Source organism: Glutamicibacter soli, from assembly GCF_003309065.1.
GTDB lineage: Bacteria > Actinomycetota > Actinomycetes > Actinomycetales > Micrococcaceae > Glutamicibacter > Glutamicibacter soli.
Genome location: NZ_POAF01000001.1, coordinates 600958 through 615656, shown reverse-complemented (window position 1 = coordinate 615656; position 14699 = coordinate 600958). Strand labels below are relative to the sequence as shown.

The 14699-nt window shown below is 66.8% G+C and carries 14 protein-coding genes and 1 pseudogene; 9 read left to right on the top strand and 6 right to left on the bottom strand.

Annotated features, from left to right (window positions below; genetic code table 11):
- Positions 1–99: 99 nt before the first annotated feature.
- From C1H84_RS02885 to C1H84_RS02875, 3 genes are read left to right on the top strand one after another with little or no spacing between them, the layout of a single operon-like run.
- The gene (locus C1H84_RS02885) at positions 100–765 is read left to right on the top strand and encodes a helix-turn-helix transcriptional regulator (protein ID WP_113606477.1); all 666 of its coding nucleotides are present in this window, start codon (positions 100–102) and stop codon (positions 763–765) included.
- The gene (locus tag C1H84_RS02880) at positions 762–1895 is read left to right on the top strand and encodes a hypothetical protein (protein ID WP_113606476.1); all 1134 of its coding nucleotides are present in this window, start codon (positions 762–764) and stop codon (positions 1893–1895) included. The genes C1H84_RS02885 and C1H84_RS02880 overlap by 4 nt, the downstream gene beginning before the upstream one ends.
- A complete protein-coding gene (locus C1H84_RS02875; RefSeq protein WP_113606475.1) occupies positions 1892–4597 on the top strand; it encodes a multicopper oxidase domain-containing protein in 2706 nt (901 codons plus the stop codon). Before C1H84_RS02880 ends, C1H84_RS02875 begins: the two co-directional genes overlap by 4 nt.
- Here the strand turns inward: C1H84_RS02875 and C1H84_RS02870 are convergent.
- Complete coding sequence (locus C1H84_RS02870) at positions 4594–5103, bottom strand: SRPBCC domain-containing protein (protein ID WP_052772410.1); 510 nt, start codon at positions 5101–5103, stop codon at positions 4594–4596. The two genes, C1H84_RS02875 and C1H84_RS02870, sit on opposite strands and share 4 nt — an antisense overlap.
- Before the next feature lie 197 nt (positions 5104–5300).
- On the opposite strand from C1H84_RS02870, the gene C1H84_RS02865 reads away from it, so the two are divergent.
- Positions 5301–5555 (top strand): LLM class flavin-dependent oxidoreductase, encoded by a 255-nt coding sequence (locus tag C1H84_RS02865; protein ID WP_229777206.1) that lies wholly within the window; start codon positions 5301–5303, stop codon positions 5553–5555.
- A 44-nt stretch (positions 5556–5599) separates the two neighbouring features.
- Here C1H84_RS02865 and C1H84_RS02860 read toward each other — a convergent pair whose 3' ends face one another.
- Positions 5600–5989 (bottom strand): heavy metal-responsive transcriptional regulator, encoded by a 390-nt coding sequence (locus C1H84_RS02860; RefSeq protein WP_042529932.1) that lies wholly within the window; start codon positions 5987–5989, stop codon positions 5600–5602.
- A gap of 106 nt (positions 5990–6095) precedes the next feature.
- Here C1H84_RS02860 and merA point away from each other — a divergent pair, with 106 nt between their 5' ends.
- The gene (gene merA / locus C1H84_RS02855; protein WP_113606474.1) at positions 6096–7520 is read left to right on the top strand and encodes a mercury(II) reductase; all 1425 of its coding nucleotides are present in this window, start codon (positions 6096–6098) and stop codon (positions 7518–7520) included.
- A gap of 49 nt (positions 7521–7569) precedes the next feature.
- Positions 7570–7872, top strand: a complete 303-nt coding sequence (locus tag C1H84_RS02850; protein WP_220124869.1) for a hypothetical protein — start codon at positions 7570–7572, stop codon at positions 7870–7872.
- Positions 7873–7890: 18 nt separating this feature from the next.
- Here C1H84_RS02850 and C1H84_RS02845 read toward each other — a convergent pair whose 3' ends face one another.
- From C1H84_RS02845 to C1H84_RS18745, 3 genes and pseudogenes are all read right to left on the bottom strand, one after another.
- The gene (locus C1H84_RS02845) at positions 7891–8778 is read right to left on the bottom strand and encodes a hypothetical protein (protein ID WP_425323555.1); all 888 of its coding nucleotides are present in this window, start codon (positions 8776–8778) and stop codon (positions 7891–7893) included.
- Positions 8779–9190: 412 nt separating this feature from the next.
- Positions 9191–9553 (bottom strand): annotated as a pseudogene (locus C1H84_RS18690) (relaxase/mobilization nuclease domain-containing protein); the annotation flags it as partial.
- Positions 9554–9648: 95 nt separating this feature from the next.
- Complete coding sequence (locus tag C1H84_RS18745; protein ID WP_237562138.1) at positions 9649–9825, bottom strand: hypothetical protein; 177 nt, start codon at positions 9823–9825, stop codon at positions 9649–9651.
- Positions 9826–10452: 627 nt separating this feature from the next.
- Here C1H84_RS18745 and C1H84_RS02830 point away from each other — a divergent pair.
- Complete coding sequence (locus C1H84_RS02830) at positions 10453–11100, top strand: hypothetical protein (RefSeq protein ID WP_047119517.1); 648 nt, start codon at positions 10453–10455, stop codon at positions 11098–11100.
- 139 nt (positions 11101–11239) lie between these two features.
- On the opposite strand, the gene C1H84_RS02825 is transcribed toward C1H84_RS02830, so the two are convergent.
- Positions 11240–11599, bottom strand: coding sequence for a hypothetical protein (locus C1H84_RS02825; protein WP_047119516.1), 360 nt, complete (start codon positions 11597–11599; stop codon positions 11240–11242).
- Between the two features lie 225 nt (positions 11600–11824).
- On the opposite strand from C1H84_RS02825, the gene C1H84_RS02820 reads away from it, so the two are divergent.
- Both C1H84_RS02820 and C1H84_RS02815 read left to right on the top strand, forming a co-directional pair.
- Positions 11825–13465: an ABC transporter substrate-binding protein gene (locus C1H84_RS02820; RefSeq protein WP_113606473.1), complete on the top strand. Its 1641-nt coding sequence runs from the start codon at positions 11825–11827 to the stop codon at positions 13463–13465.
- Between the two features lie 136 nt (positions 13466–13601).
- Positions 13602–14699: an ABC transporter permease gene (locus C1H84_RS02815; RefSeq protein WP_047119514.1), complete on the top strand. Its 1098-nt coding sequence runs from the start codon at positions 13602–13604 to the stop codon at positions 14697–14699.

Below are 14699 nucleotides of genomic sequence, written 5' to 3'. Positions count from 1 at the left end.
ATGCCGGTCCGCGTGGTGCGGTTCGATTTATTTTATTACACTTAACTTAGTAGAAAATAGCGGGGCGGGAAAGAGCTGGCTCCAAGGAGGCGCGGAATCATGGGCAAAGGACCGGATGGCGGAGCGCCCCGGCGCAGCGGAGGAGGGCGCGTTCACTCGTCGACCCGCGAGCGGATACTGTCGCTGGTCGAAATGCGGAGCGAGGGCCTGAGCCTGCCTCAGGTGGCCGAGTTCATGGGCCTGCATGAGAACACTGTCCGGAGCCATCTGGACGCGCTGCTTGCCGACGGGTACGTGCAGCGGGAGTCCGCGCCCGCCGCCGGCCGCGGGCGGCCAGCTTGGATCTGGCGGGCCGCGGCGCCAACCCCCTCGCCGTTCGCCGCGCTGGCCAACGTACTGGCCGACCAGGTGGCGCTGCTCAGCGACAACCCGGCCCGGGCCGGCATCGAGGCCGGCCAGCGCTGGGGCGCAACGCTGCCAGAAGCCGCCCGGGAAGGCGATGCCCATGGCGCCGTTATCGACTCGCTGGCTGCGCTCGGTTTTGCGCCCCGCCTCGAAGCCGACCACAGCGTGTCGCTGCTCTCCTGCCCGCTGCTCAGCGCGGCCCGGGAGAACCCGCAGGTCATCTGCAACGTGCATCTGGGGATCGTGCGGGGGATCTTGCAGTCCCACGGACGGGATCCTGCAGGAAGCCGGATCCTGCCGTTCGCGCTGGAGCACGGCTGCCGCCTTGAATTATCGCCACAGCGCGAGGGGCAACGATGAGCCCGGCCTCCTATGCTGCGCCGTCCAGGCCCAAACGCCGGGGACGGTGGCGCCTGGCCCTGATGCTCCCGGCTGGCCTGTGCCTGCTGGCCGGGCTGGATGCGGCGCTGATCCTGCTGGATGTACCCGCCCCGGTGCAGATTGCCGCGTGGGGGCCGGCGCATTCGCTGGCCATGGTCTTCGGGTTTGTCGGAGCGCTGATTGCCTTGGAGCGAGCGGTGGCCTGGGGGCGGGCCGCGGGCTACGCGGCGCCCGTCCTGCTGGCGCTAGGCGGTGGCAGCCAGCTGTTCGCCGCGCCCCGGGCGCTGACCGGAACGCTGCTGATCCTGGGCATGGCCACCCTGCTGGCCACCTACTACCCGTTGTGGCGCAGGCAGCGTGCCGACGCGGTGCTGATCCAGATGCTCGGCGCCTGCGCCGGGCTGGGCGCCACCGTGCTGTACGCCGGCGGAGTGGAGATCTCCTTGCTGCTGCCGTGGCTGGCCGCGTTCCTGGTGATGACCATCGCCGGGGAACGGGTTGAGCTGGCCCGCATCCAGTTGACCTCGCGCTCGCAAGCCCTGGCGGTGGTCCTCAACGTTGCGCTGCTCATGTCCGCCGCGGCGTCCACGCTGTTCGTCCAAGCCGGGACCGTGCTCTTCGGCCTGGTGCTGTGCGCACTGGTGCTCTGGCTGGCGGTCAACGACGTCGCGCGGCGCACCGTCAAGTTGAAGGGCGCGCCGCGCTACATGGCGGCCTGCCTGCTGGCCGGCTACTTCTGGCTGCTGGTTGCCGGCGTCGTCTGGATGCTGGGGTACCCGGCCGGCTCCGGCGCCTATGATACTGCGGTGCACGCGGTTTTCCTGGGCTTCGTGATGTCCATGATCATGGCCCATGCGCCCACGATCCTGCCGGCCGTACTGGCCATCGACCTTCCCTACCGCCAGGCCATGTGGCCGCCGGTGATCCTCATGCATGCCGGCTTGGTGATCCGCCTGTGGCTCGGCAACGGGTTGGGTGGGCAGCTGGCATGGCAGGTCGGTGGTGTTCTCAACGTCGTCGCGCTGCTGCTTTTCGTGTTCGTGGCCCTCGCCAGCGCGTTGCTGGCGCTCACGTCCGCACCTACCTCCGGGAAGGAATCCGTTAAATGAACCTGCCGTTGAGCACCGGGCCCGCCGCAGCGAAGGTCCCCGGCCGGGGTTTCTGGCCTCTGCGCGACCTGCCCACGGCGCTGTGGCTGATCCTGGTGGTTGTCGTCGCGCTGGTCCACCGCCAGCTGCCGGCGCCCCGCTGGCTGCTGATCCACCTGCTGCTGCTCGGCGCGCTGTCCCACGCCATTCTGGTCTGGTCGCAGTACTTCGCCACCGCGCTGCTCAAACGCGTGGTGACCGTCCAGGAACGCCGCCGGCAGTCGCTGCGCCTGGGGCTGATGAACGGCGGCGCCGCCGTGGTGGTTGCCGGGGTGCTTGCCGAACTGTGGCCGTTGACGCTGGCCGGTGCGCTGCTGGTTGCCGTGGCCGCGGCATGGCACGGAGCCTGGCTGTACCGTAGCCTGCGCGGCGCGCTGCCCTCGCCCTATGCCGCGAGCGTGCGCTACTACATCGCCGCCGCCTGCTTCCTGCCGATCGGCGCCGGGCTGGGAACCTGGATTTCCGCCGGGCTCGCTTCTCCGCTGCATGAGCGGCTGACCTTGGCCCATGCACTGGTGAACCTGCTGGGCTGGGTCGGGCTGACCGTCGCCGGAACCCTGATCACGCTGTGGCCCACGATGCTGCGCACCCGCATCGCCCCCCATGCCGCGGTGCGCCTGCGCCGGGCGCTGCCGGTACTCGCAGCCTCGGTGCTGGTGGCCGCGGGCGGGGCGGCCGCGGGGCTGCTGCTGGTGGCAGCCCTGGGTGTGCTCGGCTATCTGGCAGGGCTGGGAATGACGGCCTCGCCTTTCATCCATGCCGCCAGGGCCAAGCCGCCGCGCAGCTTCGCCACCTTGTCGGTCCTGTCCGCGGTCTGCTGGTGGACGGGCACCCTGGTGTGGACGCTCTACGCCCTGGCTGCCAGCGGCGACTGGACGCAGATGGGCCGGCACTTCGACACCATCGTGCCGTACCTGGCCGCAGGCTTCGCCGCGCAGATCCTGCTGGGCGCGCTGTCCTATCTGGTGCCCGTGGCGCTGGGCGGCGGGCCGCGCCCGGTCCGCGCGGCGGCCACGGCCTTCGACCGTGGAGCCGCCTGGCGGGTGAGCATGGCCAACGCAGCGTTGCTGGCCTGCGCCCTGCCGATCTCCTCGCTGGTGCGTGTGCTGTGCTCGGTGCTTTACCTCGGCGCCATGGGCAGCTTCATCCCCTTGCTCTTCACCGCCTTGAAGGCCCATCGCTTGGCCAAGAAAGAAGCCGCGGAATCCGCAGGCCAGCCGAGGGCCCGCGAGCGCGGCCCGGTGGAACCCGAAGGCGCCCGCCCGCCCGGCCAACGCCTGGGCCAGGCGGCCGCAGGTCTTATGTCGGTTGTGCTGGTGATCGCCGTCGGCGTAGCACTGGATCCCGCGGCCGCCGGGATCCGCCCGCCGGCCGCTTCCACCGCGCAGCAGCCGGTCGACCCTGCAAACGCACCGGTCAAGACCGTGCAGATGACCGCCAAGGACATGCGGTTCACACCCTCCACCATCGAGGTGGAAGCAGGAACACGGCTGGTCATCGAATTGGCCAACACCGATGCCACGCAGGTCCACGACCTGGTGCTGGCCAACGGGAGCGACTCCGGGCGCCTGGCACCGGGCCAGAGCGCCACCGTGGACGCCGGGGTCATCACCGCAGACATGGAGGGCTGGTGCTCCATCGTCGGGCACAAGCAGATGGGCATGGTGATGCGGATCGTGGTGACCGGCGCCGCCGCCGCACCCGGCGACACGGCACCAGAGACGTTCCACGGACACCTGCAGGATGCTGGCCAGCCGCCCGCGGCCGCGGGACCCGACCTGCAGGCCCAGCCCGCGGACGGATTCACCGCACGCAACCCGGTACTGGATCCACTGCCTGCGGACACCGGCAAGCCGGCGCTGCACAAGCAACGCTTCACGGTCAGCGAGCTGCAGGCCGAAGTGTCGCCGGGGTTCACACAGAACCTGTGGACCTTCAACGGCACCGCCCCGGGTCCGGTCCTGCACGGACGGATCGGCGACAAATTCGAAATCGCGCTCTACAACGACGGCACCATGGGCCACTCCATCGACTTCCACGCCGGGTCCCTGGCCCCGGACAAACCGATGCGAACCATCGCCCCTGGCGAGGAACTGACCTACACGTTCACCGCCACCAAGTCAGGGATCTGGATGTACCACTGCGCCACCGCACCCATGAGCTCACACATCGCCAACGGCATGTACGGAGCGGTCATCATCGAACCCGAGGACCTGCCCGCGGTGGACAAGTCGTATGTGATGGTGCAGTCCGAGTACTACCTCGGCGCGGAAGGGCAACCGGTGGACGTGGACAAGACTGCAGGAGGGAACCCCGACCTGGTGGTGTTCAACGGCTATGCAAATCAATACTCCTTCGACCCGCTGCAGGTTGCCACCGGTGAACGCATCCGCATCTGGGTACTCGTCGCGGGCCCCAACAGGCCCAGCAGCTTCCACGTGATCGGCGGCCAGTTCGACACGGTGTACTTCGAAGGTGCCTACCAGCTGGACGCCCGCGATCGAACCGGCGGGGGTTCCCAATCCCTGGCCTTGGCCCCCGCGCAGGGAGGATTCGTGGAGCTGGCGCTGCCCGAGGCCGGGAACTACCCGTTCGTCACGCACTACATGTCGGACGGCGAGAAGGGGGCGCACGGCATGATCAGGGTTTCTGATCCTAACTAGCGCTCGCCGTAGCCCCCGGGTCCTTCCATGCCGCCCGGGTCCGGAGCGTCAGCGGCAGCGTCGGCAAGGAACCTGCCGAGCTGCGCCAGCACGATGCGGTGACCGGAACGGCTGCCCTCGATCATGCCCGCTCCGACGAAAGAGGTCACCTGGCTGGTGACAGCCACCTGCGTCGCGCCGCCCAACGGCTCCAAGATCCAGGAGACCAGTGCGGAGGACAGCGGTGTCTCGTTGGTCCATACGGTTTCCGCATAGACGATCAGCTGCTGCTCGACCACGCGGAGGTACTGCGCCTCGACGAGGAAATCTAGGGAACCCAGCGGGCCGCAGCGGTAGCTCTCACGTCCGCCTTCGCGGAAGTGCTCGGCGGCGTACTCGATGCCTTCCCCTGCCGGTACGCCCCACACGCAGCGGCGCGCGGGGTCGGCATAGGCATCCCAGACCTCGGCGCAGGGAAAGGGGATGCGCCTGCTCAGCGTGATGGTCTCATGGACAAGTGCATTCATTGCGCCGCTTTTCCTCGGTTCGGCTAGTTGCTCGCAATTATTGGCACTGCAACGGGCGAATGCAAGGGCCTCCTAGGGGGATCGGCCTGCGGACAGGGGCATGTTGTGAGCGTACTCATAACAGGAATATTGACGCGTCAATTACTATTGTGTCTGGTAGGTGAAAAGACCACCGACTTTGTTCAAACGGAGATGACATGCCAAAGAAAATTGGTTTCCTGACCTTCGGCCACTGGTCGGGCACTGCAAACTCCGCGGTTCCCACGGGCGCCGCCGCGGTGAGGCAGATGGTGGATCTAGCGCAGGCCGCCGAACGCAGCGGCTTCGACGGAGCCTGGCTGCGGGTGCACCACTTCGACCGTTCGCTTTCCGCACCGTTCCCTCTGCTGGCGGCCATGGCCGCCTCGACAACCACACTTGAAGTCGGCACCGGTGTGATCGACATGCGCTAGCGCATGTTCGTGTTATGGCTCTCGTTTTCTCGGTCCGCGTCCCTCTACAGGTACCGGCAGACCTGGTCTGGGCTGCATGTGTCGGGGTCCGGGTGCGCGGCGTCGTGCCGGAGGTCGGCGATGGTGCCGTGCAGGGCGGTGAGCTGGGCGATCTGCTGCTCGATCTCGGCCAGGCGCGCGTCGAGGAGGTCTCGCACGTGCTCGCAGGGCGCGTGGCCGCTGTCGCGGATGTCGAGGATTTGGCGGATCTGGGCGAGGGTGAGGCCTGCGGCCTGGCCACGGTGAACGAAGTCGATCCGGGCTACGGCGTCGGGCGCGTAGTCGCGGTACCCGGATGGCGTCCGGTCGGCCGGGGGCAGCAGTCCCTGCTCTTCGTAGAACCGGAGCGTCTTCGAGGTGGTGCCCGCGCGTTCGGCGAGTTCTCCGATGCGCATTGCGGCCTCCGATCATTCGGCAGGGGCCACGCTTGACCTTCCCCTGCACTGGAAGGTCCAGTATGGCTGAAACGGAACAGAAGTCCAAGCCTTGACGGGAGCAGCGATGCCTACGAAGTACGATCTCGCCATCATCGGATCGGGCGGCGGAGCGTTCGCCGCCGCGATTCGCGCGACCATGCTCGGGAAGTCGGTGGTGATGATCGAGCGTGGCACGCTCGGCGGCACCTGCGTGAACACGGGCTGCGTGCCGTCGAAGGCCCTCATCTCCGCCGCCGATGCACGGCACGTCGCCGCCGACGCCGCCGACCGGTTCCCGGGGATCGCGACGACGGCAGGCCCAGTGGACATGCCCGCGCTGATCGCCGGGAAGCAGGCGTTGGTCGAGACGATGCGGGGCGAGAAGTACGCCGACGTCGCCGATTCATACGGGTGGCACGTCCGGCGGGGAGACGCCGGGTTCGCGGGCACCCCGGACGCGCCGGTGTTGGAGGTCACCGCCGCAGACGGAGCGGTCGAGACGATCGAGGCCGAGCACTACCTGGTCGCCACCGGTGCGCGGCCGTGGGCTCCGCCGATCGACGGCCTGGACGAGGCCGGGTACCTGACCTCGACCACGGCGATGGACCTGACCGAGGTCCCCGAGTCGATGCTGGTGCTCGGCGGCGGCTACGTCGCCCTGGAGCAGGCGCAGCTGTTCGCCCGCCTCGGCTCCCAGGTCACCGTGCTGGTGCGGTCCCGGCTCGCGACGAAGGAGGAGCCGGAGGTGTCCCGGACACTGCAGGAGGTGTTCGCCGACGAGGGCATCCGGGTGGTCCGCCGCGCGGTGCCGACCCGGGTGTCCCGGGACGCGGCGACCGGGCAGGTCGTGGTTACCGCGGACGTGTCCGGCGGCTCGCAGGAGTTCCGCGCCGACCAGGTGCTCGTCGCCCTCGGACGCCGTCCCGTCACCGACGGCTTGAACCTCGATGCGGTCGGGGTGAAGACCGGGGACTCCGGCGAGGTGGTCGTCTCCGACCATCTGCAGTCGTCGAACCCGCGGATCTGGGCCGCGGGCGACGTGACCGGGCACCCGGAGTTCGTCTACGTCGCGGCCCACCACGGCACCCTCGTCGCCGAGAACGCGTTCGCCGACGCCGACCGGTCCGTCGACTACTCCCATCTGCCGCGGGTGACGTTCACCGGACCGGCGATCGGCGCGGTCGGGATGACCGAGAAGGAGGTCGTCGCCGCGGGGATCCGCTGCGACTGCCGCGTGCTGCCCCTGGAGTATGTGCCCCGGGCGGTGATCAACCGCGACACCCGCGGGTTCATCAAGATCGTCGTGAACGCCGATACGAGCGAGATCCTCGGCCTCACCGCCGTCGCCAAGGACGCCGGGGAACTCGCCGCCGCAGGCGTCCACGTGCTCGGCAAGACCATCGCCGAAGTCGCCGACGCCTGGGCCCCCTACCTGACCATGACCGAAGGCATCCGGATCGCCGCGAAGTCCTTCACCACCGACCCGTCACTGCTCTCGTGCTGCGCATGAACGGCAACGCATGCAATCGGGGAGATCTCATCCGGAAGAGGTGCAGACGATGAGCGCCGATCACGACCGCGACGAACGGCGCGCCGGTCCCATCGTCGCCGCAGGGACCGGGCTGCTCCTACTGGCATGCTGCGCGCTTCCGTTGCTGCTCTGCTACGGCCTGCCGCTCATCGCGGCGGGCGGAGCACTCGCAGGCGTCGGAGGGCTCCTCGGCAATCCCTGGATCATCGGTGCCGGGATCGCCGTCGCGATGGCCGTCACGGCCAGGATGCTCGTCAGGCTACGGCGGCGGCACCGAGGCCGCAGGACTGGCTGCTGCGAAAATCCTTCGACTGCTGATCGGAACCGGTAGCTCGATCGGATCCAGCCATCACCGCCAACGGGGCCACCTCGGCATCCCGCGGCCCTTCCAGGTCTCCACGAGACCGGCGACCCAGCGGACGGACGCGAAGAGTCCGTAGCCGGCCCCGGCGAGGCCCATGGAGACCACGAGCCAGCGACCGATCCCGAGCCACACGCTCCCGTCCACATCGAGGGCCCACTGAGCGCCCGTGATAAGCCCGGCGACGGCCATCCAAACACCCGCGACGATCACTGCGACCGGCAGCAGCGCGAGGCACATCGACGCGGCGACCAACCAAAGCTGACGGGCCTCCAGCTTCGCCGTTGTGACGATGATCTTTTCGGCCCGCTCGTTCGCGGCGTCAATCTTGGCTGTTGCCACGGCCCCGGCGTCGGCAGCGGCCCTCTCGATCGACTGCACAGCCTGATCCCGGGCCGTGCTGATCGCGCTCGTCGCCTCGGTGCTGGCTTGGGTGATCGACTCCCGCCAGGCCTTCTGCGCACCGTTCGCGGCCCGCTCGAACTTAGCCCGGCTCTCATCGAGATGCTTGGCGGCAGCCTCGGACTTAGAGGCTGAGCCCTTCAGACTCTCCCCGTTGAGGTTCACGCTCATACCCGCGAGAGTGGACGCGATTCCGGCGAACAGTTCGCTGTTCTCGTTCGACTCCGGCGGCGGCGACGTTGAGGTCAGCTGATGCGAGATCGCGGAGAGCTGCTTCTCCTGCTCCTCGCTGTCCACCTTCACGAACCCCGCGAGCTTCTTCTGCTGCTCGGTCAGCGTGGCGATCCTCGTATTCTGCGCCTCGACGGCGGCGAGGATCGAGGTCAACAGCTCCATCGTCTCCGGACTGCCGAGCGGTTGCGGCGACTGCACGGGCCCGTTCTGCTGCTTCAGCCTGTCGAGTGCTGCGCTCATGTTCCTGCTCCTTCTGCTGCTGGTGGTAGTCGAAGAACGCCTGCGCGCCCTCCGGGGTGAAGTCCGCCGAGAGTGCGCTCGTGCGCTTGCGGCGCTCGGCACGCCCGGACTCGCCGCGGCGGTCCTCGATGTAGAGCGTCCAGGTCTCCTGCCCGGCGCGTTTGCCCTTCTTGCTGACGGGGCTGTGCAGCCGCATCCGTGGCACCCGAACCCCGTCATCACCGAGCTGCTGGTTCTGCTCCTCGATCACCGAGACCAGACCGGCCTTGTCCACCGCGCGGGGATCGGCCAGCGCCGCACTCATCCGGTCGCCCATCTCGCGGTCGCGCGACCCCTCGGCGAAGTCTTCGCGGCGCAGCTCCCAGTCCTTCGGCGCGTGCTCCAGCCGCTTCACGACCGAGAGCCCGTGCTCGCGCATCAGCTCGTCGTTCGCCGACTGCACGCCCTTCTGATTCCCGGCCTTGCGGTCGTGGAACGTGCGATAGTCCGAGAGCGCCTTTCCCGTGCGGTTGTTGTGATTGAGAACCAAAATATGGTTGTGCGGCTTCTTTCCCCGCCCATCCACATGACTGACGACGAGGCAGTCGGAATCCGGGTGCATCTTCTTGGCGAGCTGGTAGCCCAGGTCGTTCACCCGCTGCACGTGTTCGGGGTTCTTCGGGTCGAACTCCTCGTCGCTGAACGACTGGCGGTAGTGCAGCGCCTCGACCTCGCGCGTCGTGTTCTGCGTGAGCGCCCGAGCGCGCGCCGAGAACGCGCCGGGGCCTCCCGGCACATCGCACGTGATCGCGACGCCCCGCTCGTCCTCCTTGCCCCGGATATAGCGCTCCGTGTCGGCGGCGCTGGCGCTCGGGCTGTAGTGCGTCGTGCTCACGAGGCCGTCCGATCACCGAGCAGGGCGCGGACCTCGCGCAGCAGCTCGATCAGCTCGGGCACCTCCGACGACAGCGCCACCGCCTCACCGGCACGTGCTCGGTGGTCCAGGTCGTTGACGTTGATCGCCAGCGGGCGGATCTGCGCGGCCAGCTCGCGCGCATCCGCCGACACCTGCGCGCGCCTCGACGCCGAGCAGGTGCGCGGCCACGGCGGCGCCCAGCTCCTCGCTCCGAGAGGCGTGGAGGGCATCTCGGACGACGGCCCGCACCCACGTGCTCGGAGCCAGCCCGAGCCGCTTCGCACGAGTGCGAAGCGCCGCGAGCGTGGCCTCTCCGAAGTCGGTATCGAGCTTCGCGCGGCCCCCACGACGACGCTTCGCGCCGCCGTGACTCTGCCGCACAGCCTCCGCATCAGCCCGACCCGTGTTCACCTGGGAGTCGGTCCGCTGCTCCACCGAGCATGTGATGACCAACATTACGAAGGTCGTCAAGGACATCGGCTGGAAGTAGCCGCCGCGCTGGGGTTTGAAGCGACCCGGCCCCTTGACGTACGGCGCATGGACTGCAGGAAGGTCGAGGGGCGTTTGTGTGATTCGGGCGTTGCTTCTCCGCCGCATATAGCATCGGCGGCGCCGAAATGGAAATCCAATGCCTTGGCGAGGAAATCTGCCGCATATGCTCGCAGCGTCAAGCGCTTGATGATAGCTTGTTGCCCATGTCGCCTCAGGTGGGGATCTATTTTTCCAGGGCGATGCAGGCAGATGCCACATGATGTACCGACTATGTATTGGAAGGTTTTATGCGAGCACGAAAATTGCTGTCCGTCTCCGCCGCCCTGTTGCTGGGAGTATCCCTGAGCGCGTGCAAGAGCGCCGACCCTACGCCGTCGTCGGGCGAAGCGGCGGCTGGCGCCGAAGCGGCCCCGCCGGCCGATCCGCCCATCGCCACCTCCGGCGGCAAGTTACCCTTTCCCAGTTGTGCAGAAGTTGCAGAGCTCAGCGGCGGCCTGTTTGACGGTTTGGTGTTTGCCGACGAAACCGTGACCACCTATTCGGATAACCCTGGGGAAACGGACGTGAGCTGCATCTGGATTACGGAGGCTGCCGCGAAGCAGTCGACAGACCTGGCGAAGCATGCGACGGTGGGGTTTACCTTCCAATGGGAAGATGACGCGTTCGAATATGAGTCCCTCGAGTCAATGGGAATGGCGTTCAGCACGCCTCAGACCGAGGAGGTCGGAGCTTTCCTGCTCAACAAGAAGGAATCCCTGGACCTTGACGGTCCGCCAAGCCTGAGCGGCCCGCAGTTGGTCAAGGGGAACCTGAGCATCGGAGCAACCGGTATTGGGGCCATGGCCGGAGACGCCGTGGTCCTGGACTTCACGAACCAGGACATGTTGGACGTCCAGGTGGAAATCCTCAAGTACATGGAAAGCCGTCAGGCCTGATCGCACGCGCTGACCGGATGGAGCCAGGAGCGAAGCGAAAAAACCCTGCGGTGGCTGCCGTCCCTCGGGACGTCAGGCGCCGCAGGGTTTTCTCGACGTTGGATTAACCGCCAAGGGTCACGGGCCCTGCAAGCGGTTGCTAGTCCTCGTCGACGATGCCGTACATGCGCGCGGAGATATCCGGGTACTCGACCCGTGTCCGGCCGGCTTCCAGTTTCGGCAGCTGGGCGGGGGAGTGATGAGAGCAGTGCACGAAGTCAAAGGTCGGCCACCATTTCTTTGGTCGTTCGTAGTCCTCGGTGCCGCATACTTCGCAGACCAGATGCACCCAGACCGGGCGCTTGCCGGTCCGGTTGGCGCGGGACTGGGCCAGCCATGCCGGCGGATTTGAATTCAGCTCGCGGAACTCGGCTTCGCTCATCTTCGAGGGGATGCCGTGCTTCTTGGCCATTTCTAGGGGGATATCCAACGCAATGGCGGCGTCTCTACGTGTCATCATCGCCTACCAGCCTAATCTACCGGCGCGCCGCGCATTCAAGCCGGGTGGGAAACTGGAGGTCAGGCACGGAAGCTGTGAGCCAAAGCATCGAAATCAGGCCCGGAAGTGAAATTTTTGCGACTTGACCCAGTGTGCTATTGGTCATAGGTGGGCTGTATCACTTAGTCTATGTGAAGCATGTGTTTTCAATCACCGCAAGCATGCGCACAGATTAAGGATCTCTTCATGACTCGCAAGAAGAACGGGCTGCGACTCGCCGCAGCTGCTTTGGGACTCTCCGCCCTCGCCCTGACCGGCTGCACCTCTTCCGCCACCAACGAAGGCGACGTATCGGGTGCGCCAGGCGGCGACGCATCAGGCGCGCCGATCACCCTGGGAACCACGGACAAGGTCACCTCGCTCGACCCGGCCGGTTCCTACGACAACGGTTCATTCATGGTCATGAACCAGATCTTCCCCTTCCTGCTCAACTCCGAGCCGGGCAGCCCAGAGCCGTCCAACGATCTGGCCGAGTCCGCCGAGTTCACCACGGACAATGAATTCACCGTCAAGCTCAAGCCGGGCCTGAAGTGGGCCAACGGCAACGATCTGGACTCGAAGGACGTGAAGTTCACCTTCGACCGCCAGCTGAAGATCGCCGATCCGAACGGCCCGTCTTCGCTGCTGGGCAACGTCGAGTCCATCACCGCACCGGATGCCACCACCGTGGTCTTCAAGCTGAAGGTCGCCAACGACCAGACCTTCCCGCAGGTGCTCACCTCGCCGGTCGGCCCGATCGTGGATGACGAAGTCTTCCCAGCCGACAAGGTCCTCGCCGACGAGGAGATCATCGCAGGCAAGGCCTTCGGCGGCCAGTACGTGATCGACTCGTACAACAAGAACTCCCTGATCTCGATGTCCGCCAACGACGCCTACGCCGGCGTCCTCGGCGCACCGGCCAACAAGTCGGCGGCCATCAAGTACTACGCCGACTCGAACAACCTGAAGCTGGATATCCAGCAGGGCAACATCGATGTCGCCTGGCGCTCGCTGACCCCGACCGACGTCGAGGACCTGGGCAAGGAAGAAAGCCTGACCGTCCACAAGGGACCGGGCGGCGAGCTGCGCTACATCGTGTTCAACTTCGACACCATGCCGTACGGCGCCAAGACCGCGAACGCCGATGCCGCCAAGTCGCTGGCCGTGCGCCAGGCCGCCGCGAACCTGATCGATCGCCAGGCCATCGCCACCGAGGTCTACAAGGACACCTACACCCCTGCCTACTCCTACGTTCCGCAGGGCTTCACCGGCGCCATCGAGCCGCTGAAGGACCTGTACGGCACCGACGGCAAGCCGGATGCGGCCAAGGCCAAGAAGGTGCTGGAGGACGCCGGAGTGGACATCCCGGTCAGCCTGCCTCTGCAGTACAACCCGGATCACTACGGCCCGAGCTCGGGCGACGAGTACGCCCTGGTGAAGAAGCAGCTGGAAGCCGACGGCCTGTTCAAGGTGGACCTGAAGTCCACAGAGTGGGTCACCTACCAGAAACAGCGCGTCACCGACTACCCGGCCTACCAGCTGGGCTGGTTCCCCGATTACTCGGATGCCGACAACTTCCTGTCGCCGTTCTTCGCCAAGGACAACTTCCTGTCGAACAACTACGACAACCCTGAGGTCGACAAGCTGATCTCCGAGCAGCGCGGCATGGCCGACGCAGCCGCACGCACGAAGGCCATCGAGGACCTGCAGACCATGGTCGCCGAGGACCTCTCCACCCTGCCGCTGCTGCAGGGCGCGCAGGTCGCCGTGGCGGGCAAGGACGTGCAGGGCGTCGAGAAGACCCTGGACCCATCGTTCAAGTTCCGCATGGGCGTTCTGAGCAAGTAATCATCAGCGCACCGGCTTGATTTGAACCCCAGGGGGTTCGCCGCGCGGAATCCATGGGATCCCGCGCGGCGGATCCCCTAAATCTGCGCCCGGGGATCTCCCGGCGCAACGCACGTATTTTGCGATTTCCAAAGGATTGACGATGACCATCACGTCTCCACCGGGACAAGTTCCCAGCCCGCTGGCGGCACCCAAGCCAGCCAAGCAGAAGGGCGGGGGATTCCTCCGTTACGTGATCACGCGCTTCCTGCTGATCATCCCCACCGTCTTCATCCTCATCACGGTGGTCTTCTTCCTGATGCGCGTGACCGGCGACCCGATCACCGCCGCGCTGGGCGGGCGACTGACCCCGGACCAGCTCGCCGCCCGTATCCACGAGGCCGGGTACGACCGGCCGCTGTTCATCCAGTACTTCGAGTACCTGGGGCAGATCTTCACCGGCAACCTGGGCCGCACCCTGACCGACAACACCGCGGTTACCGACATCCTCACCACCTACGGCGCCGCCACCCTGGAACTGGCCATCAATGCCGTGCTCGTGGCGCTGATCGTGGGCATTCCGCTGGGTCTGGTCGCCGCGAAGTTCCGCGACCGCTACCCGGACGCCATCCTGCGTGTGCTGGCCATCCTGGCCTACGCCACCCCGGTCTTCTTCGCCGGCCTGCTGCTCAAGCTGATCTTCGGCGTCTGGCTGCACTGGCTGCCGATCGCCGGCCGCGCAGGCTGGCAGACCGAACTGCAGCTGACCACGCTGCAGGCGCCCACCGGCATCTACTGGCTCGACGCGCTGCGCAGCGGCAACATGGAGGCGTTCGTGAACGTCACCCAGCATGCCATCCTGCCTGCCATTGCGCTGGGCCTGCTCACCGGCGGGGTGTTCCTGCGCCTGGTGCGCACCAATGCCATCGGCACCCTGGGCCGTGAATACGTGGAGGCCGGGCGCTCGCGCGGCGTCAGCGAATTCCGCCTCACCACCAAGCACGCCTACCGTCCCGCGCTGATCCCGATCATCACCGTAATGGGCATGCAGATTGCGCTGCTGCTCGGCGGCGCGGTGCTAACCGAAACGACCTTCGAATGGAAGGGCCTGGGCTTCAAGCTCGCCGAATACCTCACCGCGCGCGACTTCGTGGCAGTGCAGGGCATCGTGGTGCTGCTGGCGATCATCGTCGCCTTCACCAACTTCATCGTCGACGTCCTGGCCGCACTGATCGACCCGAGAGTCAGGTACTAA

What these genes read in the sequence shown, in the direction of transcription:
- C1H84_RS02865 (WP_229777206.1), top strand. Translation starts at nt 5,301, where the DNA reads ATGCCAAAGAAAATTGGTTTCCTGACCTTCGGCCACTGGTCGGGCACT.
- merA (WP_113606474.1), top strand. Translation starts at nt 6,096, where the DNA reads ATGCCTACGAAGTACGATCTCGCCATCATCGGATCGGGCGGCGGAGCG.
- C1H84_RS02850 (WP_220124869.1), top strand. Translation starts at nt 7,570, where the DNA reads ATGAGCGCCGATCACGACCGCGACGAACGGCGCGCCGGTCCCATCGTC.
- C1H84_RS02875 (WP_113606475.1), top strand. Translation starts at nt 1,892, where the DNA reads ATGAACCTGCCGTTGAGCACCGGGCCCGCCGCAGCGAAGGTCCCCGGC.
- C1H84_RS02870 (WP_052772410.1), bottom strand. Translation starts at nt 5,103, where the DNA reads ATGAATGCACTTGTCCATGAGACCATCACGCTGAGCAGGCGCATCCCC.
- C1H84_RS02830 (WP_047119517.1), top strand. Translation starts at nt 10,453, where the DNA reads ATGCGAGCACGAAAATTGCTGTCCGTCTCCGCCGCCCTGTTGCTGGGA.
- C1H84_RS02825 (WP_047119516.1), bottom strand. Translation starts at nt 11,599, where the DNA reads ATGATGACACGTAGAGACGCCGCCATTGCGTTGGATATCCCCCTAGAA.
- C1H84_RS02885 (WP_113606477.1), top strand. Translation starts at nt 100, where the DNA reads ATGGGCAAAGGACCGGATGGCGGAGCGCCCCGGCGCAGCGGAGGAGGG.
- C1H84_RS02880 (WP_113606476.1), top strand. Translation starts at nt 762, where the DNA reads ATGAGCCCGGCCTCCTATGCTGCGCCGTCCAGGCCCAAACGCCGGGGA.
- C1H84_RS02820 (WP_113606473.1), top strand. Translation starts at nt 11,825, where the DNA reads ATGACTCGCAAGAAGAACGGGCTGCGACTCGCCGCAGCTGCTTTGGGA.
- C1H84_RS02860 (WP_042529932.1), bottom strand. Translation starts at nt 5,989, where the DNA reads ATGCGCATCGGAGAACTCGCCGAACGCGCGGGCACCACCTCGAAGACG.
- C1H84_RS02845 (WP_425323555.1), bottom strand. Translation starts at nt 8,778, where the DNA reads ATGAGCGCAGCACTCGACAGGCTGAAGCAGCAGAACGGGCCCGTGCAG.